At 59.7% G+C, this 23132-nt stretch carries 16 protein-coding genes; 8 read left to right on the forward strand and 8 right to left on the reverse strand.

Translation table 11 applies throughout. The annotated features are described in order from the left end of the window. Positions 1-114 precede the first annotated feature (114 nt). The 5 genes from pdeM (at position 115) to NZK35_RS05920 (ending at position 6436) form a co-directional block, all read left to right on the forward strand. The gene (gene pdeM / locus NZK35_RS05900; protein WP_259631667.1) at positions 115-774 is read left to right on the forward strand and encodes a ligase-associated DNA damage response endonuclease PdeM; all 660 of its coding nucleotides are present in this window, start codon (positions 115-117) and stop codon (positions 772-774) included. Between the two features lie 148 nt (positions 775-922). Continuing rightward, on the forward strand, positions 923-1264 hold the full coding sequence (locus NZK35_RS05905) for an OadG family protein (protein ID WP_259631668.1): 342 nt from the start codon (positions 923-925) through the stop codon (positions 1262-1264). 53 nt (positions 1265-1317) lie between these two features. Next, a complete protein-coding gene (locus NZK35_RS05910) occupies positions 1318-2484 on the forward strand; it encodes a sodium ion-translocating decarboxylase subunit beta (RefSeq protein WP_095737885.1) in 1167 nt (388 codons plus the stop codon). A 59-nt stretch (positions 2485-2543) separates the two neighbouring features. After that, complete coding sequence (locus NZK35_RS05915; protein WP_259631669.1) at positions 2544-4379, forward strand: biotin/lipoyl-containing protein; 1836 nt, start codon at positions 2544-2546, stop codon at positions 4377-4379. A 131-nt stretch (positions 4380-4510) separates the two neighbouring features. Continuing rightward, complete coding sequence (locus NZK35_RS05920) at positions 4511-6436, forward strand: cytochrome c3 family protein (protein ID WP_259631670.1); 1926 nt, start codon at positions 4511-4513, stop codon at positions 6434-6436. A gap of 21 nt (positions 6437-6457) precedes the next feature. Here the strand turns inward: NZK35_RS05920 and NZK35_RS05925 are convergent, their stop codons facing one another. The 7 genes from NZK35_RS05925 to NZK35_RS05955 all read right to left on the reverse strand — a co-directional run bounded on the left by NZK35_RS05925 (position 6458) and on the right by NZK35_RS05955 (position 17340). Next, the gene (locus NZK35_RS05925) at positions 6458-7687 is read right to left on the reverse strand and encodes a hypothetical protein (protein ID WP_259631671.1); all 1230 of its coding nucleotides are present in this window, start codon (positions 7685-7687) and stop codon (positions 6458-6460) included. Between the two features lie 85 nt (positions 7688-7772). Continuing rightward, positions 7773-9116, reverse strand: a complete 1344-nt coding sequence (locus NZK35_RS05930) for a B12-binding domain-containing radical SAM protein (protein ID WP_259631672.1) — start codon at positions 9114-9116, stop codon at positions 7773-7775. 135 nt (positions 9117-9251) lie between these two features. Continuing rightward, positions 9252-9698: an SRPBCC family protein gene (locus NZK35_RS05935; protein ID WP_259631673.1), complete on the reverse strand. Its 447-nt coding sequence runs from the start codon at positions 9696-9698 to the stop codon at positions 9252-9254. A 131-nt stretch (positions 9699-9829) separates the two neighbouring features. Continuing rightward, the gene (locus tag NZK35_RS05940) at positions 9830-10342 is read right to left on the reverse strand and encodes a hypothetical protein (RefSeq protein ID WP_259631674.1); all 513 of its coding nucleotides are present in this window, start codon (positions 10340-10342) and stop codon (positions 9830-9832) included. Positions 10343-10365: 23 nt separating this feature from the next. Beyond that, the gene (locus tag NZK35_RS05945; protein WP_259631675.1) at positions 10366-12252 is read right to left on the reverse strand and encodes a redoxin family protein; all 1887 of its coding nucleotides are present in this window, start codon (positions 12250-12252) and stop codon (positions 10366-10368) included. A 345-nt stretch (positions 12253-12597) separates the two neighbouring features. Beyond that, a complete protein-coding gene (locus tag NZK35_RS05950; RefSeq protein ID WP_259631676.1) occupies positions 12598-15726 on the reverse strand; it encodes an efflux RND transporter permease subunit in 3129 nt (1042 codons plus the stop codon). Between the two features lie 273 nt (positions 15727-15999). Then, complete coding sequence (locus tag NZK35_RS05955) at positions 16000-17340, reverse strand: efflux RND transporter periplasmic adaptor subunit (RefSeq protein ID WP_259631677.1); 1341 nt, start codon at positions 17338-17340, stop codon at positions 16000-16002. Between the two features lie 340 nt (positions 17341-17680). Here NZK35_RS05955 and NZK35_RS05960 point away from each other — a divergent pair, with 340 nt between their 5' ends. After that, on the forward strand, positions 17681-19204 hold the full coding sequence (locus NZK35_RS05960; RefSeq protein ID WP_259631678.1) for a TolC family protein: 1524 nt from the start codon (positions 17681-17683) through the stop codon (positions 19202-19204). A 55-nt stretch (positions 19205-19259) separates the two neighbouring features. Here the strand turns inward: NZK35_RS05960 and NZK35_RS05965 are convergent, their stop codons facing one another. Further along, positions 19260-20435, reverse strand: a complete 1176-nt coding sequence (locus NZK35_RS05965) for an aldose 1-epimerase family protein (RefSeq protein ID WP_259631679.1) — start codon at positions 20433-20435, stop codon at positions 19260-19262. A 462-nt stretch (positions 20436-20897) separates the two neighbouring features. Between NZK35_RS05965 and NZK35_RS05970 the strand changes: the two genes are divergently transcribed. Together NZK35_RS05970 and NZK35_RS05975 are read left to right on the forward strand one after the other, a co-directional pair. Next, on the forward strand, positions 20898-21908 hold the full coding sequence (locus NZK35_RS05970; protein WP_259631680.1) for a sugar phosphate isomerase/epimerase family protein: 1011 nt from the start codon (positions 20898-20900) through the stop codon (positions 21906-21908). Between the two features lie 85 nt (positions 21909-21993). Further along, positions 21994-23124, forward strand: coding sequence for a Gfo/Idh/MocA family protein (locus NZK35_RS05975; RefSeq protein WP_259631681.1), 1131 nt, complete (start codon positions 21994-21996; stop codon positions 23122-23124). Positions 23125-23132: the final 8 nt, after the last annotated feature.

The raw sequence follows: 23132 nt of genomic DNA on the forward strand, positions 1-23132 counted from the left end.
AGGCGATTCTCAGTCGCTGCGACGCAGCGACAGTGGGCGGCGAAAGCCTGCACACCAGCGTTTTTCTGCGGCACCCTAAGTTTTAACGTTCCCAGAGCACCAGGTCTTTCTATCGTGCCGCACACCATCGACATCCAGCTAGCCGGACAGGTGCTTCGATTGTTTGCCCGGCGCTGCGTTTATTGGCCGGCCGAAGACATGCTGTTGGTCGCCGACACGCATTTGGGGAAAGAGGCCACGTTTCGTCGTCACGGGATTCCGGTTCCGGTCGGCAGCACGCAAGGCACACTGTCAACGATCGCAAGTGTGTTGCGGCAGACGGACGCGACGCGATTGTGCATCCTGGGAGATCTGTTTCATGCGCGGTCATCGTTGTCCGTCGAGATTCGTCATCAGGTTGATGCTTTTTTTGACGAATTCGCACACCTGGAATTTTCGTTGATCTTGGGAAATCATGACGCGCAGGTCGGTCGACTTCCGGCGGCTTGGCCGATCACGGTTCGTGAGCCCGGGTGGTGTATCGGTACGGTCGCGTTGGGGCATCATCCCGGGGAACCTCCCGAGGGAGCCGACTTGTACGTGTGCGGCCATTTGCATCCGGCGATTCGCTTTCGCGTTGGTCGCGAGTCGGCGGGCAAACTGCCATGTTTTTGGCATTCCGCCGGATGCCTGGTCCTGCCTGCGATCGGAGAATTCACTGGGACGCATCAGATTCGCCCGCGACAAAATGACTCGACTTGGTTCATCGCGGGCAACGACATTCACTCGTTGTAGTTTGGCGATCGAGTGCTGTTCCGATCGGGGCTGACAATCGGAGCGAAAAATGGCAATTTCGTGAGGGTGAAGAATTGCTGTGCGTCCGATACCGCTATCATGCGTCTCGCGGTTCCCGCTTTTCACTGACGACCACCACGAACGGGCCATGCTTGCGACAACAGTGCTTTCGACAACAGTTGTGTCGGTTTTCGGCAACATCTTGGCGCTTGACGAGACAGCCGCTCGCGGGCTTTCCATTGCCGTGGCAGGCATGCTGATCGTGATGTTTGCGCTCACGTTCATCAGTCTATTCATCGCCGCATCGCCTCGTATTCTCGCCGCGGTCGCCAAAGTCTATCCGGAGCCTGTCGAGCGTCATCGCAAGCGGCCGGATCCGAAGGGTCAATCTGGTGATGACGAAGTCGTTCTGGCGGCAATCGGATTTGTGTTGCACACCGAGTTTCAGCGTCAGTGCGCGGCCGAAAACGCGACGATGAAGAAAGGATGACGGCGAGAGGAACGTGGGGCAGTTGTTGGCACTGTGGATTGTGAAGGTAATCGATGGATATCCTCCAAGAGTTTATAAAAACGACCGGCTTCTGGTCGCTCGGACCCGGCAACGTGGTCATGATCGTGATCGGGATTGTGTTCATCGCGTTGGCGATCACAAAAGATTACGAGCCGTTGCTACTGGTCCCGATCGGAATGGGTGCGATCGTCGGCAACATCCCGTTGATCGAAGGCATGTCGTTGAGTGTCTACGACATGCATCGGTGGGTGATTGAAGACGGGCAAGTCAATTATCAGCCAGGCAGTGTGCTGAGCTATTTGTATTTTGGTGTGAGCTGGGGCATTTACCCGCCGTTGGTCTTTTTGGGCATCGGCGCGATGACAGATTTTTCCACGATGCTTTCCAATCCGAAGCTTGTTCTGCTGGGAGCGGCGGCGCAAGTCGGCGTCTTTCTGACGTTCCTCGGTGCCATATGGCTCGGATTTGATTTGAAGCAGGCCGGTGCGATCGGGATCATCGGCGGTGCCGACGGGCCGACCGCGATCTTTCTCTCGTCCAAGCTCGCTCCCGAATTGCTCGGCGCGATCGCGATCGCCGCCTATTCCTACATGGCGTTGGTTCCGGTGATCCAGCCGCCGATCATGCGGTTGCTGACCACGCGTGACGAGCGACTGATCCGGATGAAGCCGCCGCGCAAGGTCTCACGCCGCGAAAAGATGATCTTTCCCGTTGCGGCCTTTCTGATTTGCACCCTGGTCGCACCCGGGGCGATGGTGCTGTTGGGGATGCTGTTCTTTGGCAACCTGTTGAAGGAGAGCATGGTGACCGAGCGGTTGGCCAACACGGCGCGGACGGCGATGATCGATATCGTCACGGTCTTGTTGGGTTTTTCCGTCGGCGCCAGCACCGAAGCGAGCACGTTTTTGACGCGGCAGTCCCTGTTGATTTTTGGACTCGGCGCGTTGGCGTTCGCGATTGCCACCGCCGGTGGCGTGTTGTTCGCCAAGTTGATGAACCTGTTTTTGAAAGAAAAGATCAACCCGTTGGTAGGAGCCGCCGGTGTCTCCGCGGTCCCCGATTCGGCCCGCGTGGTGCAGATGGTGGGTCAGCAAGAAGACCCGCACAATTTTTTGTTGATGCATGCGATGGCACCCAACGTGGCCGGTGTGATCGGTTCGGCGATTGCCGCGGGTGTGTTGTGGGCTGTGCTCACCTAGCAGAGCCGGTGCTCACCTAGCTGTTTGTAAGAGCGTGTTTTGATAACGAGGAAAACGACGTGTCGAAAAAGAAAGTCAACTTCATGTGCACCGCATTCCGTGACGGATTTCAATCCGTGTTCGGCGCCCGCGTGTTCACCAAAGATTTTCTGCCGGCAGTGGAAGCGGCACGCGATGCGGGGATCAGTTGGTTCGAAGCCGGGGGCGGGGCCCGGTTTCAGTCGCTGTATTTTTACTGCAACGAGAACGCGTTTGACATGATGGACGCGTTTCGTGAAACCGCCGGGCCGGATGCGAACTTGCAGACGTTGGCCCGGGGCGTCAACGTCGTCGGGCTGGATTCGCAGTCCAGCGACATCGTCAAACTTCATGCCGAGATGTTCAAGAAACACGGCATGACCACGATTCGCAACTTCGACGCGCTCAACGATGTCAACAACCTGATCTACAGCGGCCAGTGCATCGTCGATGCGGGGCTGAAACACCAGGTGTGTGTGACGCTGATGGAGCTGCCGCCGGGGTGCGTCGGTGCCCATGACGCGGCCTTTTACGCCCGCACCTTGCAACAAATCCTCGACGCCGACATCCCCTTCGATGCCGTCTGTTTCAAAGACGCTTCGGGGACGGCGGTGCCTTCGAAAGTCTACGAGACGATTAAGGCGGCGCGACGGATGTTGCCCGCGGGAACCTTTATCCATTTTCACACGCACGAAACCGCCGGCGTTAGCGTGTTGGCCAACAAGGCCGCACTCGACGCGGGGGCCGATGCAATCGATTTGTCCATGGCACCGTGTTCGGGAGGAACCTGCCAGCCGGACATTCTGGTGATGTGGCATGCGCTCCGCGGCAGCGACTACGAACTGGATGTCGACGTCGAAAAAGTCCGTGAGGCCGAAGAGGTTTTCAAGGACTGCATGAGCGATTACTTTCTGCCGCCCGAGGCGACCGCCGTCGAACCGCTGATTCCCTGGAGCCCGATGCCCGGTGGCGCGTTGACCGCCAACACCCAGATGCTGCGTGACAACGGCATCATGGAAAAGTATCCCGAGATCATCGTGGCGATGAGCGACGTCGTCCGCAAAGGGGGCTACGGCACCTCGGTGACGCCCGTGTCGCAGTTCTATTTTCAGCAGGCGTTCAACAACGTGATGTTCGGCCCCTGGAAGAAGATTGCCGAACCGTACGGAAAGATGGTGCTCGGTTATTTCGGCAAAACGCCTGTCGAGCCCGATCCCGAGGTGGTTCGATTGGCCGCCGAACAGCTCAAATTGGAACCGACGACGCGACCGGTCTTGGAGATCAATGACGCCGACCCCACCAAGGGCATCGCCGCGGCGACGGCGGTCCTGGAAAATGAGGGGTTGCCGGTGACCGAGGAGAACATTTTCATCGCTTCGACGTGCAAAGAGAAAGGCATCAAGTTTCTCAAGGGCGAAGCCGAAGTAGGCGTGCGGAAAATCGACAAAGCGGCTGAGGCTGCCAAGTCCGTCGAAGCCGCTCAGCTGACCGGCAAGCCACAGACAGGACCCGCCGAGTACACGGTCACGGTCAACGGCGAAGACATCATGATGGCGTTCGAGGGCGATGTGGTTACCGTCGGTGGCCGAGTCTATCGCGTGGCGATTCGCCCCGAAGATTCCGCGGCGCCGACACCGCAAGTCGGCAACAGCACCGGTGCGTCCACCGAGATTAAATCGCAAATGCCCGGGGCCGTGTTCAAGCAATTGGTCCAGCCGGGCGACCACGTTCACTCCGGTGATCCGATTCTGATCTTGGAAGCGATGAAGATGGAAATGGAAATCAATTCCACCATCGATGGAACGGTTGATGAAGTCCGTGTCGCGGTCGGCGACCACGTCACCACCGGTCAAGTCCTGGCGACGATCAAAGCGTAGGTGGTTCGGACGGCATTTCGACGCCGCGTTCCGGGATTCGCAATCGCCGGGCTTCGCAATGGTCAGGCTTCGCAATGGATCGACTTGTCGGGTGGGCCATGACGAAGCATTGTACATTTCATTGTGATCTGATGAACAAGAAATCTGGATGGGCGATGATTGCGATCGTCGCTGTGGGGGTCATTGCGTGGAGCCTTTCCGCCCCGCAACGTGATACGGAGCCGGGTGAGAATGCGACGCCTCTTCCGGTTGCCGACTCACCGTCAGCTTCGTCGCTCGAACCCACAACGTTAGTTGCCGCACGCCCCGTGGTCGACCGCAGCGGGGGATACATCGGATCGGAGTCCTGTGGGAAATGTCACCCGGACTACCACCAATCGTGGCACGAATCCTACCACCGCACGATGACCCAACCGATCACCTCGGAAACGGCGCCGGCGGCGATCATCAATCAAAGCGTGGTGGTCCAAGGACGAACGTACCGGTTCCATCGTCGCAATGACGAGTTCTTCGTCGAACTGGACGACCCGGTCGCAAACGGCAAACGCATGACGCGTCGTCTGGTGTTGATGACGGGGTCACACCACATGCACATTTTTTGGTACGAATCCGGCTTCGACAAAACACCCGCCCAGTTGCCGATCTTGTTCCTGATCGATCAGCAGCGATGGATCCCAAGGCAGAGTGCGTTTCTACGACCACCCAACATGGAAAAAGGGCATGAGTTGGGACGCTGGAACGAAACGTGTTGCCAATGTCATTCGACCTATCCCCGCACCCGTCCGGATCCCAACGAGCCGACCTGGGACACGCGGGTGAGTGATTTTGGGATCACGTGTGAAGCCTGCCATGGGCCGGGTGAACCGCACGTTGTGTTTCATCAAACCGATTCCGGCGATTCGAGGCCAGCGGCCGATCCGATCGTCAATCCGTTGGACTTGCCCTCCGACACTCGATCCGACATGTGCGGCCAATGTCATGGCATCATGATGGTCAACATCGATGATGCGGCCGACCAAGAGGAGTTCTTCCGCTTGGGCCGTCGCTTCCGCCCCGGAGACAATTTGGGCGAGGCCTATTTTCTCAAACTCGTCCGTGGAAGCAAGGAGCATTGGGACAGCGAAACATTTGGCAAGTTCAATGCACTGCCGGGGAAATTTCACGGACACTTTTGGCCCGACGGAGAGGTTCGGGTGTCCGGACGCGATTACACCGGAATGATCGAGTCGAAGTGTTTTCAACAGGGGGAGCTGTCGTGCATGTCGTGTCACACGATGCACCAGCAGGATCTCGCGCTGCAGTCGGAATGGAAGAACGACCAGTTGAAACCGGAAATGCGGGGCGACGCCGCGTGCCTGCAGTGTCATCCGAGTTATCAAGAGTTGGGGACGCGGCACACGCATCACCCGATCGATTCCGAAGGCAGCCGTTGCATGAATTGCCACATGCCGCACACCGTCTACGGGATTCTCAAAACCATTCGCTCGCACACGATTTCCAGCCCCTCTGTCGCGACCACCATCGACACCGGTCGCCCCAACGCCTGTAACCTTTGCCACCTGGATCATACGTTGGAGCAGACGGCGACTCATTTGGCCGCGTGGTATGGACATGACAAACCGGAATTGGCGCCGATCGAACAGAACACCGCTGCTTCGCTGTTGTATTTCCTCGGCGGCGATGCCGCTCAACGGGTGTTGCAAGTCAACGCGTTCCAATGGAAACCCGCCCAGGAAGCATCGGGTACCGATTGGATGCGATTCTATCTGCTGATGGGCATGGAAGATCCCTACGATGCCATTCGACTGATTTCCGAACGTGCGTACCGGTCGCTTCCCGGCGAACGAGATTCCGATGGATCAACGCTGGACTATGACTTTCTCGACCCACCGCAAGGACGTGGAGAGAAGCTCCGCGGCGAGTATCAGAAGGTCTTCCAGACCCGGCTGAAACCCAATGACGCCTTGCTGATCGCCCCGGACGGCTTTCTGAACCGGGCACGATTTGGTTTTTTGACACAGCAACGCAACGGCCGACCGGTGTACCTGCAGGAATGATGCTGTTCTTGTGGCCGCCAATCACCTTCGGCTCGTCACGTTCACGGGTGACCTGCAACTGGCAAGGCAAGCGATCGCACCGACCAGGACCAGCAGCGGTCCAAGGCTGAGTGCCAGCGGTGGCATGGAAGTGACCGTTTGCAGCAGCAGCATTGCCAGTGTGAGCACACAGCCCACGATGAATGCGGACGACGCGATCTTGGGGTGCCATTTCACTTCACTCTTTCCGGCACCCTCACGCGAGAGGAGAATCGACATCATACCGAGCACGATGCAATAGCTGTGCGCTAAACGTGTCAGGCGTCGCGGCAGCGCGTTGTAGTCACCCATGAATTCAGGTGTCGGAAACGGACCCTCGAAGGCATACAGCCCGATCAACATGCCGGCCGACGTCGACGCGGCGATCAGGAACCAACCCCAGCGTTCCATACTTTCGCCATGCTTCATCGCAAGGACCAGGCCCGAGTACACGCCGATCACGACGGCGGTCGCCGGTAATGCCAGCAGGTATTTCAGGTGCATCGTGGTGAAGCAGGCGAGGGCGAGAATCAATGGCATGCCGACCGCCCCGATCGCCAAGCTGGCTCCGCCCCGATTCGCTTTGGCCTGGTACGGGCCGGCTCGCCGGGCGACCCCGTAGTACAGCAGGGTCAACACCGACAACGCAATCGCGGCCACTCGAGCCAGACGCAACATCCGCAACCGGACGCCGTCTTCGCTGCCGAGCTGCTCCAGGATCCAAGCTTCGGGCAGGATCGGACGCAGACCGGCCATGAAATCTAAAAGCATCCCGAAGCACGCCACCGGCAGAATCACCCTGATCTGCCTTGCGTAGACGCCCGACGGGCCGACCCACAACAGGAACGCGAACCCGCTGAAATTGACCAGGCTGCCGAACAGCACCAACCAGTGACACGCCGGCCACCACAATCCGAGTGCGTAGCCCGCGATGTAGCTGCCGGCGCCGATCGCGGTCAGTAGCGCGGCGGTTGTCCGTGCCCGACGATCGAACGCGGCAGTCGCCAGCAAATGCGCCATTGCCAGCTGCAGAAACGCCATCGCGATCACCACGCCGTGGGCGTGCCGGACGGCGAGGCGAACACCGCCGTCAGAATCGGCGGCTGAGCTCGCATCCAACAGCCATGGATCCAAGGCCGCGGACAACGCCAATCCGATCAACAGCGTCGTCCAGCCCAGCAGTCGGTTCAGGTTGCCCGCCGAGACAAAGCCGTCGTCGTTCGGTTGCGTCATCGGTTCAATGCCTCGCTACGGTGTTAGCGGCAGGGCGCGAGCCCTCCGGTCGGAGCAACCTGTACCCTTCAAGGTTGATGAACCGCTAGGAAACAGGCAGTTGGTCGTCCCGCTTGTGACGGCGTGAATACAGGTAATACTTGGCGAACTGCTTTCGACGCCATTGGGTGAAGTCTTCGGAGTAGAGTCGTTCGGCAAGATCATGAAAGCCCTGTTGGAGTTCGTCTGCCGACATCGGCGTGGGGCGGTAGTTCAAATCGAACAGCGTGCATCGTTCCCAGGCGCCGGGATACAGCAACCGATTGTCTTTCTCCAAACGCTCGTAGAGCGGTGTGCCGGGAAACGGCGTCTGGTAGGTGATCTGGACGTCATACAGTTTGGCTTGCTCGGCAAAGTCGTACACGGCGTCAAAAATGTCGGTTCCCTGACCGTCCAGCCCCAAGATAAAGCAACCGTTGACGCGGATGCCGTTGCTTTGGATCCGTTCCACCGCTTCGATGTAGTGCGGCCATTGTCGACGCTTCCAATCGTTCTTCATTTCAATGCCTTTCAATCCCGGCAAGATCGGGCTTTCCAAACCGATCAGCACTTCGGCGCACCCGCTGTCGCGCATCATTTGCAACAGTTCTTCGTCTTCGTGCACCGACAGATCCGTTTCGGCGAACCACTTTACCCGCCGCTGTTTCAACTGTGGCAGCAGCTGTTTCCAGTACGCGCGATGAATGAACGAATTGTCGTCGGCAAACTCGATGAAGGGGCGCGGCCAAAGTTCGCAAATGCGGTCGATTTCGGCGAGCACTTTTGCGATGGGTTTTTGTTTGTAGCGTCGTGTCAGCAGGATGCTGGACGCACAGAACTCGCAACGCCGCGGACAGCCGCGACTGGTTTGAACCGTCAGCCGGTTGTACTTGGAGATGTCCAGCAATTCATATGCCGGCATCGGCGCGTCGGCGAGATCGAATTCGGCGACGTCGAACGAACTGTAGCGGCGCCTCAACCGACCCGAGCGCGCGTCCTCAAGCACGTCCCGCCACACCACTTCGCCTTCGCCGATCACCACCGCGTCGCAATGCCCGAGCGCTTCGTCGGGCAGTGACGTCACGTGCAACCCACCGAGCACGACGGGGATGCCGAGTTCACGGAATTGATCGGCCAGCGTGTAGGCCTCGGGCATCTGGGCGGTAAAGCTGGAGATGGCGACCAGGTCGAGCGATTGGGGAAGCGGGTTGAGTTGCTTCAGGTCTTGCACTTCGAAGTATTCGACCGAATCCTGCTCGGGAATCATCCCGGCCAGGGTCAACAGACCCAGACTGGGCAACGACGCGATGGTTTCACTGCGTTCGACGAAGCCGGGCAGCGTCAACCCTTTGCGCAACAATTCCTGGTCGCAGCAGCGAATGCCGCTCATCGCAATCAAGCCGATTCTCATTTTGTCACTCTCAAGTGCTGTGTTCAAATCGGGAATGGGGTTTCACGCTGTCGCGGAAGTTGCCCCGACTTTCGGCACGTCACCGGGCGCGGGCGGCACACTGACGAAGCCCAGGAATTCATTGCGTCACAGCGTTCACGACGACGATTCCAACAACGACTTCAATTTCTGCATCGATTGTTGTCCTTTCTCCTGAGCGCCGGCCAGCAATTGGTCCAGACCCTCGATCCCCGCGAGTTCCGCCGGGATCTCGGCCTCGACTTCCACGGTCAGCTTCGTTCCGCTGCCTTCGGGCTCGGCGTTGTAGGTGAATTGGCTTTTGATGCCGCCCTCGGTGGCGAACGAATAGCGGCGGCCGGGGGCATAGTGGATTGTTTTGGCGGTTCCGGTGAACTCGTGGCCGAGCAAGTCCCATTTCCAATCCCAGCTCTTGGTGACCTGCCCCGGGTCCCCTTGAATGTTGGAAACGCCCTTGAGCGATTGCAGGTACTTCATGCGGTTGCGAAGGTCGGCAATGAATCGGATCACATCCTCGGGGTCGCGATCGATTGAGACAGAGACCTGTAGATTCTGTTTGGACATTTCCGGTGCTCCTTGGAAAAGGGGATTTCGTCCGAACGAGTTTTGCGTCGCTGGGGAAGGCGACGGGCGAATCCGATTCTAACGCGCCCCGAGGACAGAGAGCCCGCGAGCGGGGCAGCGATGCGCCGCGATCAGGGAAGTTTGCCGAGCGGGCCGATCGTCGTGCTCGTGTCGACTGCGTTCAAAGGGCTGATGCCACACCGAGGCGGGGTCGTTGGATCAATCCCGCTCAGTGGCAAAACGATGGTGGCAAAACGATGGTGGCAAAACGATGGTGGCAAAACGATGGTGGCAAAACGATGGTGGCAAAACGATGGTGGCAAAACGATCGCTGACTGGATTTGTATTGCCATGGAGTGATTGGAGCGTCTCTTGTACCCCGGTTTCCGCTCGCTGCTGACTTGGTCGTGGTGAATGGCTTGCCCTTTGTTTGGAAACGAGTCGAGGGCATGTTGCAAGGTCTTTCGTGCCGATTGCTGCTCGGCATCCGCGTTGTCGATCGGCAGCGGTTGTGTCTCCACCACGCCTTTGATTGCCTTCGGTGGCAGCCCCGCGGCCTGGACGATGGTCGGGAAGAAATCGGAAAAGGCGATCAGGTCGTCGTTGACCTGTCCCGCTGGAACGACGCCGGGCAGATTGACCACCAGCGGTACGTGCGTGCCATCGTCTACCGCTCTTGCGCCTCGGAGATGTAGCGGCGTTGGTGGTCGATCAATTCGCCGAGTTCGTCCATGGTTTCGCAGGTGCATTGAAAGGTGCACAGCAGCATCTCGTCGGTCGAGTTGTCGCCCCAACGGACGGTGACCGGGGGCGAGTGGGGGTTGAGCGGATTGTTCGACGAATTGTCAAACCAGGCGTCGACGATGATTTGTGTTCCCTGGGGCAGGATCACGGGTTTGGCAAACGAATACTGTCCCTGCCAATTAAAATCCCAGTCTTTGATCCACAACAACGGCTTGGTGCGACCGTCCGGTGATTTGGCCCAGACCTTGACTTCGCTGCCGAGCATGTGCATGTGCGGGACCAGATCCAACAGCATGGTCTTGACCGGCAACGTGTAGGCCGCTCGTTCGTGGTGGTGTGACTGGTCGGGGGGAATCTCGATGTCCTTGTTGCCGACTTGGACTTCGACGACGAGTTGCCGGGCCGAACGGTGCGCGAAATAGAGTCCGATCTTCGAACGGTCTCGTTCGGTTTTGCCGGTGGTGACGTAATGAATTTCGGCGACGATGTCACTGCCCTTTGCCACCAACCGGCCCATCCCCCGGGGCAGCTTGCGCGGCGTCATGCCGGGGAACCAACTGGTCAGGGTGCCTTGAGATTCAAACTGGGGGCCGCCGAAGCCGCTGTACCCCGGTGCCGGATCGGCTTCATCCAAACGTCGTCCGGCGCGCCGGGTGTCAAGGTAAAAACTGGCGTGATGAATCGCTTGAGGCGTGCCGGGATGAAAATCGATGGCGGTGATCAGCCGGTCGTCGGTCAGTCGTGACGGGATCACAAAGTACTGTCGGATGTCGGGACCGCTGGCGGGAACGGTGAACGCTTCTTGCATCTCGAGAATCAAATCCGGCTCGCCGAGCTTCCATCCTTTGACATGTTGGACGGGTGCCGGCAAATCGGCCGGGTCGCCTTCGGGTTTTCCAGATTCGACCCAGACGTCGATCAGGTCGATTTGATGATCAGAGAGCCGCATCTCGTCGCGAAGCCGCGTGAATCCCGGGGCGGGTTTCCACGGCGGCATGTAACGGTCGCGGGTGACTTCGGCGATTTGGTTGGCATGGCTGCTGACATCGTCGTAGGTCAACAACGGAAACGGCGCCGACTGATTTTCACGGTGACAGGAGGAACAATGCGCCTGGATGATCGGCGCAATGTCTCGCGTGTACGTCACGCTGCCCTCGCGAGTCTTGTTGGGCGGTTCTTCCATCTGGCAGCCGATCGGTTTGGTCGACGCAACAGCGATCGGTGTGCCGTGCACGACGGATTGGACCGCGTCTTCCAGCCACGACGTCTCGGCGGCTTCTTTTTTGCGTCCCAGTTGCACATAACGGTCATCGATCGCACCGCTGTAAAGGACCCGGCCGCGGTGGTCGAGTACAAAGACCTGTGGCGTGTGCGTTGGCCCGAGCGCCAGACGCAATTCGCCGGAACCGTCAAACAGAACGGGAAAGCGAACCTTGTACGTCGCGCGATGGCTGATCGCATCGGCGCGGGTCACCGACGGATCGGAAACCACGCCGTAGAATTCCACGCCGCTACGACGATACTTCGACGACAGCTCATTCAACTGTGGCACGTAGCTGTTGCTGATCGGGCATTGCGTCGACATGAACGTGACCACGACGGCTTTCGTGTTGCCGCGTTCGCCGAGTCGACAGAGCCGGCCGTCCAAGTCGATGCCTTTGAGCCGGCCCGTCGAACGCGCGTCTCCGGCGGCAATGAATCCGCAATGGGGGCTGCCGAGCAGACAGCCGATCGCGAGCGTCGCGACGACTGCCGCTGGATAACGAGCAAAACCGACGGACCCTTTCGTTGTGTGGACGATGACTGGCATTCCGTTTGAAAAGTGTCCCGGCGAGTCATTTCGACGCGTCCGGTAAGAAGAGGGGTACCCGCACTATACGCTTTCCCCGGTGGCACTGGCAACAATTTTGTGCTCCGGGGGGTAGGGCACATCGGGATTTCTCCGGAGCGGAACTGGCGCGGGGTTTCCGTGTGATGGGGAAAGATCGTATGGCATGGCCTGTGGAAGTCGATCTGAATCAGCCCACCGATGGCAGCGCGAACCCACGGATCCCTGGCTGCTTTCACATCCGTGGGTTCGCGCTGCCATCGGTGGGTTTTATTCGTCGAATTGTTCCTTGCATCGACAGGCTGGAAGCCTATCCCACCTGGCGCCCTACGCCGCAGCGGACTTGCGGTGCACCAGCGAGTAGACGCAGGGCACCAGGACGAGTGTCAGCAGGGTGCTGACAATCATGCCGCCCATCAGGGCTCGGGCCAGTGGAATCATGGCCTCGTTGCCCGGGGCGAGTTGGAACGACAGCGGCAACATCGATGCGACCAACGTCAGCGAGGTCATCAGGATCGGTCGCAAGCGGACGCCGGCCGCCGAAAGCGCCGCGTCGTGGGGGGAGAGTCCATCAGCACGACGACGATTGGCAAACTCGACCAACAGAATCGAATTGTTGACCACGACTCCGATCATCATCAAGGTTCCCATCAACGATTGAATATTGATCGTCGTGTCGGTCAAGAACAACACCAATAGCACGCCGCCGATCCCCAGTGGCACGGCCAGCATGATGATCAACGGATCGACAAAGGAGCGGAACTGCGCCATCAGCACCAGATAGACCAACAGCGTTGCGACCGCCAGCCCGACACCCAGCAGATTCATGCCGGAGCGCATTTTTTCGACCGGGCCGCGAAGCGTGACGCCGACGCCGTTTTCGAATTCCATGTCGGCCAGCGTCGCTTCGATGTCGGCGGCGACCGAACCGATGTCTCGGCCGGAGACGTTGACGTGGACGTCGTTGACGCGAGAGATGTTGTAGTGGGCGATCTCGCCGGGAATGTTGACCCGTTTGACCGTCGCCACGTTGGACAGCGGAATCGTGATCGGGCCATCGGGCGTACCCAGCGAGAGCGGGATGTTGCGAATTTCGTCAAGGGATTCGAAGGTGTTGTCCTCGTACTGCACGCCCATGAAGAAGTCGACGCCGGATTTGGGATCGATCCAAATGGTCGGTGCGTAGCCGACGCTGGATCCCAGCGCGGTCAACACCGTCTGTGCGACCTCTTCTTGGTCCAGCCCCAAGTACTTGGCACGCGTGCGGTCGACTTGCACATCGAATTGCGGATAGTCGAGCGACTGTGCGATTTGAACGTCTTCGGTTCCCGCGATCGGACGGATGGCTTGAACGATTCGTTCGGCAGCGTCGCGGCATTGTCCCAGCGTGCCCGCGGAGACTTGAACACTGATCGGTGTCGGCACGCCTTCGTTGAGCGCCATGTTGACGATGCCGCCGGAGACGAACAGGAACTCTTCCAGCGGATAGTCGGCCGCCAGCTTTTCACGCAGCTGTTTGATATACGTGTTGGTGCTGGTTGATCGGCCGTCCTGTTTCAAATTGACGATCAGGTAGGCCGTGTCGGGTCCGGAATTGGAACTGAGCACGGTCGAGAATCCGGCGCCTTTGCCGACCGGCAACCCGATGTTCGCGATCAGCGTTTCGATTTCGTTTTCGGGAATGACCTGTTTGATCGTGTCTTCGATTCGGGCGACCAACTTTTCGGTTTCGATCAGCTCGGTTCCGGGCAGCGTTTTCAATCGCAATTCGAACGATCCTGAATCGACGCTGGGGAACAGTTCGGTTCCGATGCGTGGCCACAGCAGGAAGGTGGCACCGACGGCAACGACGATGACCAGGGCGCTCACGGCGGGGGCTTTCATCGCGCCACCGAGCAGGCGGCCGTAGAGCCCCTTGGGCATCGCATCATCGCGGTCGGCCTCGTTGTTTCGGGCGCTGACCTTTTCACGGATGAAGGTCGCGCAGAACGCGGGCACGACGGTCAGTGCCAGGATGTAGGACGCGCCGATGGTGAGCGTGGCGGCCAGTGACAGCGGGGTGAACAGGTACTTGATCATTCCGGTCAAAAACACCGCGGGCAGAAAGACGGCAAGCGTGGTGACGGTTCCCGCCAGGATGGCGCCGGAGACTTCCGCGGTCCCGTCGCGGGCGGCATCGAGTGCGGACTTGCCCATCCGTTGGTGGCGGATCACGTTCTCGACGACGACGATTCCCGCATCGACGACCGTCCCGATCGCCAGCGCGAGTCCGCCCAGGGTCATCACGTTGATGGTTTGGCCGCTGAACGCAAACCCGAGCGCACCGATCAGCACGGCAAACACGATGACCGCCACGATGATCACCGTCGGCAGCAAACGGCGGAGGAAAACGAGCACGACGATCGCGACCAACAGCGCGCCCAGGCCGATTTGCGTCTGCAAGTTGGCCATCGCTTTGCGGATGTAGCTGGACTGATCGGACACCAACGTGACTTCGGTGCTCTCGGGGATGTCGCCCCGTTCCTTCATCTTGGGGATTTCGCTGCCGATGCCTTCGTAGATTCGGTCGACCACGGCGATCGTGTTTTCGCCGGGTTCACGAAGCAAGGGGCAGTAGACGCTGCGTTTTCCATTGACGCGGACGATGTTGTATTGCAACGCCGCATCATCGACGACGCGGCCGACATCGCGAATGAAGATCGGGCGGTCGTCGCGGACGACGATCGGAATCGCTTCGATCTCTGCGATCGTCGGCAAGGTGTTGCGGGGATGGATCTGGTAGTCGGTCCCGCCCATCCGCGCCGTTCCGGCGGCGAGCACGAGGTTCGATTTTCGCATCGCGTCGACCACATCGGTGGCGCTGACGTGGTAGGCCTGAAGTTTTGCCGGGTCGACGTAAACCATCATCTGGCGGAACTTGCCGCCGAAGGGGTGAGGAATTTGAACACCCTTGAGTCCACCCATCTTGTTCCGCACGGCGTAGTAACCGATTTGGTAGAGCTGGGATTCGCTGAGCCCTTCGCCGGAGATCGCCGCCAGCACGACCGGCAGGTTGGCCGGTTCACTGCGCAGGGTGAACGGCCACTCGATGCCCGGCGGCAGGTGAAACATGTCACTGGCTTCCAGGTTGACGATGTCGTTCATCGCCGAACTGGCGTCGGCACCGGGTTGAAAGAAAACCTTGATGACCGCGGCGCCGGGTACGGTGCGCGATTCCTGGTGTTCGATTTTTCCGGCCAGCGTGAGGGCGCGTTCGACGCGTGACGTGACGGACTTCTCCATGTCCATCGTCGGCAGTCCGGGATACGAAAAGAAACTGACGACGACCGGTTTCTTAAAGTCCGGCAGGATGTCGATCGTGATGCCGGGGATGACGGCGGCCCCGAGCACGCACAGGGCGATCGATCCGGCCAGCACGGCAAAGCGGTTTCGTAGCGAAAAATCAATCAATCCCATCGGCTAGGTTCTCAGAGGTCATTCTTGTGTGCGACGTGAGTGGGATAGGCTTCCAGCCTGTCGTTTTCCACTCGTTCCCAGGCTCCGCCTGGGAATGCATGTTCGGTGTGGCTCCCGCCACACGCCGTTGGCAGCCAGGAGGCGGGAGCCTCCATGACAGTGTGTCCCCAGGCGGAGCCCGGGAACAAGATTGTTAGCGGCAGGGCGCGAGCCCTCCGGCCTTTCACGGTGAAACCGGACGGCTCGCGCCGTTCCGCTCACACCTTTCAAGCGTCAATTGGTCAGGACCGTGACCTTTTGGCCGTCGGTGAAACGTTTCAGGTGCGCATCGATGACCCGTTGGCCGGGCAACAGCCCCGATCGGACTTGAATCGATTGGCCGTCATCAAGGCCGGTTTCGATTGCCGCGACGGTGACGGTTTCGTCTTGGCCGACGACATAGACGTACGCCTTGTCGTCTTCGCCGAAGCGGATCGCGCGGGCGGGCAACAGGTTGGCCGCCACTTTGCCGGACAAGCTGATCGATGCTTGGCCGAACATTCCGGGCAGCAACTTTCCGTCGGTGTTCTCCAATTCGACTTCGACGATCATGGTCCGCGTGCTCGGATCCAGGCTTCCCGATCGCCGTGTGACGGCGGCTTTGATCGGGGGTTCGCCGGCGAACGAGGGAAACGTCAACGTGACTTCGTCACCCGGATTGACGCGGGCCGCGTCGGTTTCGGGCACGGGAATGCGGACGCGGAGCTTGTCGACTTGGTTGATCACCAAGAGCGGCCGGGTGGAGGCCTGGTCGCTGGCCTTGCCGACCAGATCGCCGGGTTCGACGTTGCGTTCCGAGACGATGCCCGCAATCGGTGCTCGAACGGTTGTGTAGTCGATCATCACGTCCAATTCTTCCAGCTCACGCTCGGCGATCATTGTTTCGGCGCGTGCGGCTTCCAAGTCGGCTTCGGCGGCAACCTTTTGCGCCTCGGTCACCGCCACGTTGGCTTTGGCCGAGTCGATCGCCGATGCCACGGACTGTTTGGCGGCGCGCTCGCTATCGCGTTTCTTTCGCACTTCGTCCAGCATTCGGTCTTGCAGTGATCCACGCTCGACCAGATCGCTGGTGCGCTGAAATTCTGACTCGGCGGCTGCGAGTGAAGCGTCCGCGCGACGCATCTCGCTTTCCGCCTCGACCAGGCTGGCCTGCGACGATCGGACTTGCGCGTCGGCGAGGTTGACTCCGGCGGCGGCGCGTTTTTCATCGGCCTGTAATCGCTTGATCCGCGCCTGGATGACTTCTCGCTGTTTCGACATTTCCGGGACGTCGATTTGAAGCAGCACCTGACCGGCTTGGACGACGTCACCGATGTCGACGCGGAGTTGGCTGACAAATCCCGATGCTTTGGGGCGAACTTCCGAGTGGTAAAACGGATGAACGGTCGCGGGTTGCAGCGTCGTCGGTTGGATTTCCGCTGCGGTGACAGCGACGGTGCGGACCGCCACGACGCGATCGGACGTTTGGGCGACGGGCGGTGGCGGTAGACATCCGGCCAGCAACAGGGGGGCTGCCGCCAACGAGAGCCGAATGGGATTGCCACGGCGAAGGATCATCAATTGTCTGTCCATCATTCAGTAGGTGGGGAAATGCCTGGATGACCGGTGTAACCGTCAGAGTTGCCGTCAGCGGATCACTTTCGGCGATACGACTGTGCATCATAGTTATCACAACAAGAGATTTCGCATGGTGATCAAGCGGTTTCCGATAAACCAGTTGTTGCAGTCGTTATTGCCGGAGCCGTCGTTTGCCGAAGCACCATCGGTAGGACCGCTGCGTTTGACGCGACGGCGACAATGGGATCGATGGACAATACCGATAGGCGGCAGGATGCCAAAGCGACTACTGACTTTAGGATTGATCGGCTGCGTGGGTTGTGCAACCGGCCCTGCGTTGGTGGGCCACATCCCCGAGATGCCGAATGTCCCCCCCGCGGTCGAATTGCCGGTGCAGCCGACGACCGCCAACATCGATGTTGCCGACGCACCGGCGGACAGCTTGACGCTGGTCGACTACATCGCCAACGAACCGTTCGTGGGCGAGTCGGAAGCGGTTGCCGAGCCCACAGGGTTTGCGCCGCCCGTCGATCCGATCGCCGCAGTACAACCGTCCGGTGCGGGCGGTGCGATCGAATCGGCCGAACCATCGGTCGACTTGAACTTGCCGTCGGCGCTGGCGATGGTGGCAGGCCAACACCCGGCGGTCGCAATGGCGCGGTGGCGGGTTCAGGAAGCGTACGCCCGACTGGCCCAAGCCGAGGCGATGTGGCTGCCGTCGATTCAAGCCGGGTTTGGTTTTCATCGTCACGACGGCAATTACCAAGCCAGCGACGGTTCGGTCGTCGACGTCAATCGCAACTCCTTTCAATACGGCCTGGGAACCGGTGGCACCGGAGCGGGAACGACTCCCAACCCGGGGCTGGTGGCGCAGTTTCACCTGGCCGACGCGATCTTTCAGCCGAAAGTGGCCGAGGCGACGGCTTGGGCCAGCGGACACGCCGCCAACGCGACCGAGAACCTGCAACTGCTGACGGTCGCGCTGGCCTACATCGATCTGGTGAGCGCACATCAGGACGTCAGCATCTTGGAAGCATCCAAGACGCGGACGGCAGAACTGGCCAAGCTGACCGGTGATTTCGCCGAAACCGGCCAGGGACTCAAGGCCGACGCCGATCGAATGCAAACCGAGTTGGCGTTGATGGAGAACCGTTTGATCGCCGCACAGGAACAAACCGCAGTCGCCTCCGCTCGGTTGGCTCAAGCGGTCAGCCTGGACGGGCACGGGCGGATCACGCCGATGGATGTCACGGTGGTGCCGCTGGAGTTGGTTTCGCACGAAGTGGACAAGGCTTCGTTGATCGGGACGGGGCTTGCGATGCGACCCGAGTTGAAGGAGTCGCAGGCGCTCGTCGCGGCAGCCTGCCAGGCGTACAGCCGCGAAAAGTACGCGCCGTTCGTGCCCAGCGTGCTGTTGGGATTCAGCACCGGCGGTTTCGGTGGGGGCCTGGGCAATGAACTCGACGACGTCAGCGGGCGGTACGACATCGACGCCGTGATGTCGTGGCAGGTCCGCAATTTGGGCCTGGGCGAGAAAGCGGCGCGACGTGAGCAATCGGCGCGCGTGCAGCAAGCCAAGTACGAGCGGATCCGTGTGATGGACCAGGTCGCCCGAGAGATCAGCGAAGGCTACGCCCGGGTGCAGTCGCGCCATCGCCAAATCGATGCGACCGAGCGGGCGATCGAGTTCGCACTCGATTCCTACGATCGCAATCTGAAACGGATTCGCGACGGCGAAGGATTGCCGCTCGAAGTGCTGCAGTCGCTGCAGGCGTTGGAAACCGCCAGCCGTGCGTACCTGCGTGCGGTCGTCGACCACAACCGGGCGCAATTCGAGTTGCAGTGGGCGCAGGGCTGGCCGGTGCAGGCGGTTAGCGGTTAGCAGTTAGCAGTTAGCAGTTAGTAACCTGAAACCTGAAACCTGAAACCTGAAACCTTCAAGCCCCCGGCGACCAGCCGGGGCGGGGGCTGGAGTGAATCAGCGGCGGTTGATCGCCGGCAAGTTTTCGGATCCGCTCGGCCATTTCGGCGACCGATTCGGGATCGGACAAGGGATCGATGGTGACTCGGAAGCAGACGGTTTGTTCGGGTTGAATTTCGACGACCCGATCATGCGAGGCTTCGAAGGACCGTTGATTGGGGAAGTTGGTGGCCGGTTCCAGTCCGGTGACGTAACCGTCGGCGGGATCGGCCGTGTTTTTCCACAGGACAAACCGCGGCAAGGTCTTGGTGCCGTAGGTGACCGCGAGGGCTTGGGAGGCATCGGCGTTTTGCAGCATCACCGAGGTCAAGTTGGATGCATCGCTGCGGAGCTTGGCAAAATAGACGCGTTCGGCGTAACCGACTTGCGGCGCGCCGAACGCGTCGAAGGATTCGATTTCGCCGGCCGACAATTTGTCTTTGGGGGCCAGTTCCTCGATCGGCAGGATCAATTTCGAGCCGTTTTCCAGAACCGGTTGGCCGACGTTGATGTGATACAACATTTGCACGGTTGTCGGCGTCGAACGCTCGTTGGTCACGTCGTCAAAGATCTGGACCGCTGGACTTCCGGCGTGAACGCGGATGCGGCTGTTGAGTCGGAGATTGGTGAAGAAGAGACGGCTTTCACGGAGATCGCCGATCAATTCCAGCCGTCCGGAGACTTCGTCGAATTCGATCTGTAATCCGTCGGCGGGCAGATTGGCGATGCGTCCGTGCAGCGGATAGGTCAGTTTTCCGCTCTCGTCGTGCTCGGGGGCTCCATTGCTTTCCAGCCCGCAGCGGACCACCAGTTCGTCGAACCCTTCCAGCCAGCCGAGTCCGCTCGGGTCGTGGATCGGGACCAAGGACGGGTGGACGGGGCCATCGACGGGGGAGTGCCAGCCGAAGCGGCCCGAATCGGATTCGATGCTCCAAATCGCCATCCCGCGCGTGGGGAGCACGTTGACGACGACGGCGCCGGTGTCGATCCGCACGATTTCGACCCCGTCGGCACGTCCGCCGACGAATCGCCCGTGCCGCGTTTGGATTTTTCCTCGGGGCGATTCAATGGCGACCGAAAGCGGCGATTGATCGTCCCAAACCACACTCTTGAGCCGATCGTCGATCGATCGAGCTGTCTTCGTTTTTACCATCAGAATTCCTTAGTCTGTCTCCGCGGACGAATTGCCGCAGCCTGATCGCCCCCCGGACGATCCCGCCGCCATTCGTTTGAGCCGATAGAATGACATGATTGGGCCGTCTCTGCATTCTTGTCGCACAGTGCTCCAGTCAATACAACATGCGGGCAGACAATCCGCCACAATAGCTGCAAAAATCTCCAGCCCTTTTAGCCCTTCCAGCCATACAGTCATCCATGACGAATGTGAAGCTCGATGTCGGACTGCGTTACTTCGGCCCCGACTTGCATCGCGACCTGCCCAATGGCGGCTCTTGATTCGACATTTTGCTCTTGAGAGCCCGCGCGGCAACGCGTGGGCCACGATTGCCATTGCGATCGAATAAAATCGTCGCCTGCGTTACTGTGGCGAATCCCAGACCAGACCTCCAGAATCGAACTCCTGAACGACCCTCATCCCCCGAATTCGAAAAACACGATGAAACTTCACAACGCGATGTGGCCCGGCCTGGTTGGCAAAGGCGATGGCCCCGACCAAGAACCGCCGATCAGTTTGGAACACATGCTTGACCTGACGGCCGCGGCCGAAGTGAACGGGCGGAAGTTTGACGGTATCGATTACTTCCTCTTCCTGCCGCACACCGATCCGGAAGCCAGCGACGATGACCTGCGGAAGATCGCCGACCTGATCCAGTCCAAGGGGTTTAGCGTCGGATCGCTAGTCGCACCGGTCTGGCCGGGCACGATCGGTGATTCGGCCATGGGCGACAAGGAACAGACCGACAAGTTCCTTTCGGCGGTCAAAATGGCCTGCCGCGTCGCCGGAATCTTTAACGAGCACGGGGTCCGCCAGTACGGCGTGATCCGGATCGACAGCGCCGAATTCGGCGTCGAAAAGTGGAGAGAAGACCCGCAAGCCAACACCGGAAAGATCGCCAACACGTTCCGCGAGGCCGCCAAGATCGCCGCCGACCACGGCGAACGTCTCGCTGCCGAAGGCGAAATCTGTTGGGCCGGCATGCACAGCTGGAAAGACATGCTGGACCTGCTGGAAGCCGTCGGGATGCCCGAAACGCTCGGTTTCCAAGCCGATTTGGCCCACACGTATTTGTATCTGATGGGCTACAACGCGCCCGAGCACGCGCTGCTGCACGAAGGGTACAGCGAGGAAGCGTTTTATGCCGCGTACGAGAAGATGACCGACAAGCTGCGGCCCTGGACCATCGATTTCCACGTCGCCCAAAACGACGGGGAAGTTCACGGCGCCGGCGACCACGACAAGACCGGCAAACACTGCCCCGCCGATGACCCCAACGGCAAGTTGGACATCGTCAAGTGCGCCGGATACTGGCTCAAAGACGCCGAGCAGCGCGGCATCAAACACATCTGCTGGGACGGTTGCATGTTCCCCAATGAAACGCTGGAACAGCCAGGAACGTGGAACACGATCCTGGAAACCATGATCAAAGTCGACGAGTCGCTGAAGTAACGCGGCGGCTCTCGTCGACAGGCCGGAAGCCTCTCCCACAACTGACAACACCGCTTTCCATTCCTTCACAACCCAACAACCTACTATGAAACCTCTCAATATCGGCATGGTCGGCTACGGATTCATGGGCCGCACCCACAGCAACGGGTACTGCCAAGCCAACCACTTCTTTGATCTCGAGTACAAGCCTGTCTTGAAAGCGGTCTGTGCGCGAAACAAGGACAAGGCCCAAGCGTTTGCCGATCAGTGGGGGTATGAGTCGATCGAGACGGATTGGCGCGAGATGCTCAAACGCGACGATATCGATGCGATCGATGTCTGCACGCCGAATAACCTGCACAAGGAAATCTCGATCGCCGCCGCCGAAGCCGGCAAGATGGTGTTGTGCGAAAAGCCGATCGCGATGAACGTCGCCGAAGGCGAAGCGATGTGCGATGCGGTCGAGAAGGCCGGTGTCGCCAACATGGTTTGGTACAACTATCGACGCGTCCCCGCGGTGTCACTGGCCAAACAGCTGATCGATGAAGGTCGATTGGGGCGGATCTTTCACTACCGCGCGAACTTCCTGCAAGACTGGACGATCAATGCGGACGTTCCCCAAGGCGGTGCGGCCACGTGGCGACTCGATGCCGAAGCCGCCGGCAGCGGCGTGACCGGTGACTTGCTGGCCCACTGCATCGATACCGCCATCTGGCTCAACGGCGGCATCACCGACGTTTCCGCTGTCGCCGAAACGTTCATCAAAGAACGAACGCACGCCGAGACCGGCGCCAAGCAAGCCGTCAAGATCGACGACGCCTGCACGTTCCATTGCCACTTCAACAACGGATCGTTGGGGCTGTTCGAGTCGACCCGCTACGCACGCGGCCACAAAGCGCTCTACACCTTGGAAATCAACGGCGAACACGCTTCGATCCGTTGGGATCTGCACGACCTGCATCGCTTGGAGTATTTCGATCACAGCGATGATTCGATCGTCCGCGGTTGGAGAAGCGTTCACGTCAGCGATGGCGATCAACCCTACATGGGCAACTGGTGGGTGCCGGGATTGAACATCGGCTACGAGCACACCTTCATCCACCAAGTCGCCGACTTCCTGAAATCGTTGGAAACCGGTGAACCGATTGAACCGAGTTTCCGCACGGCGCTGGAAACTCAAAAGGTTTGCGATGCCGTCCTTGCCAGCGCCCACGAGCGGGCCTGGAAAACGATTTAGTCGTTGAG

It is taken from the genome of Stieleria sedimenti (assembly GCF_025060895.1).
Lineage (GTDB): Bacteria > Planctomycetota > Planctomycetia > Pirellulales > Pirellulaceae > Stieleria > Stieleria sedimenti.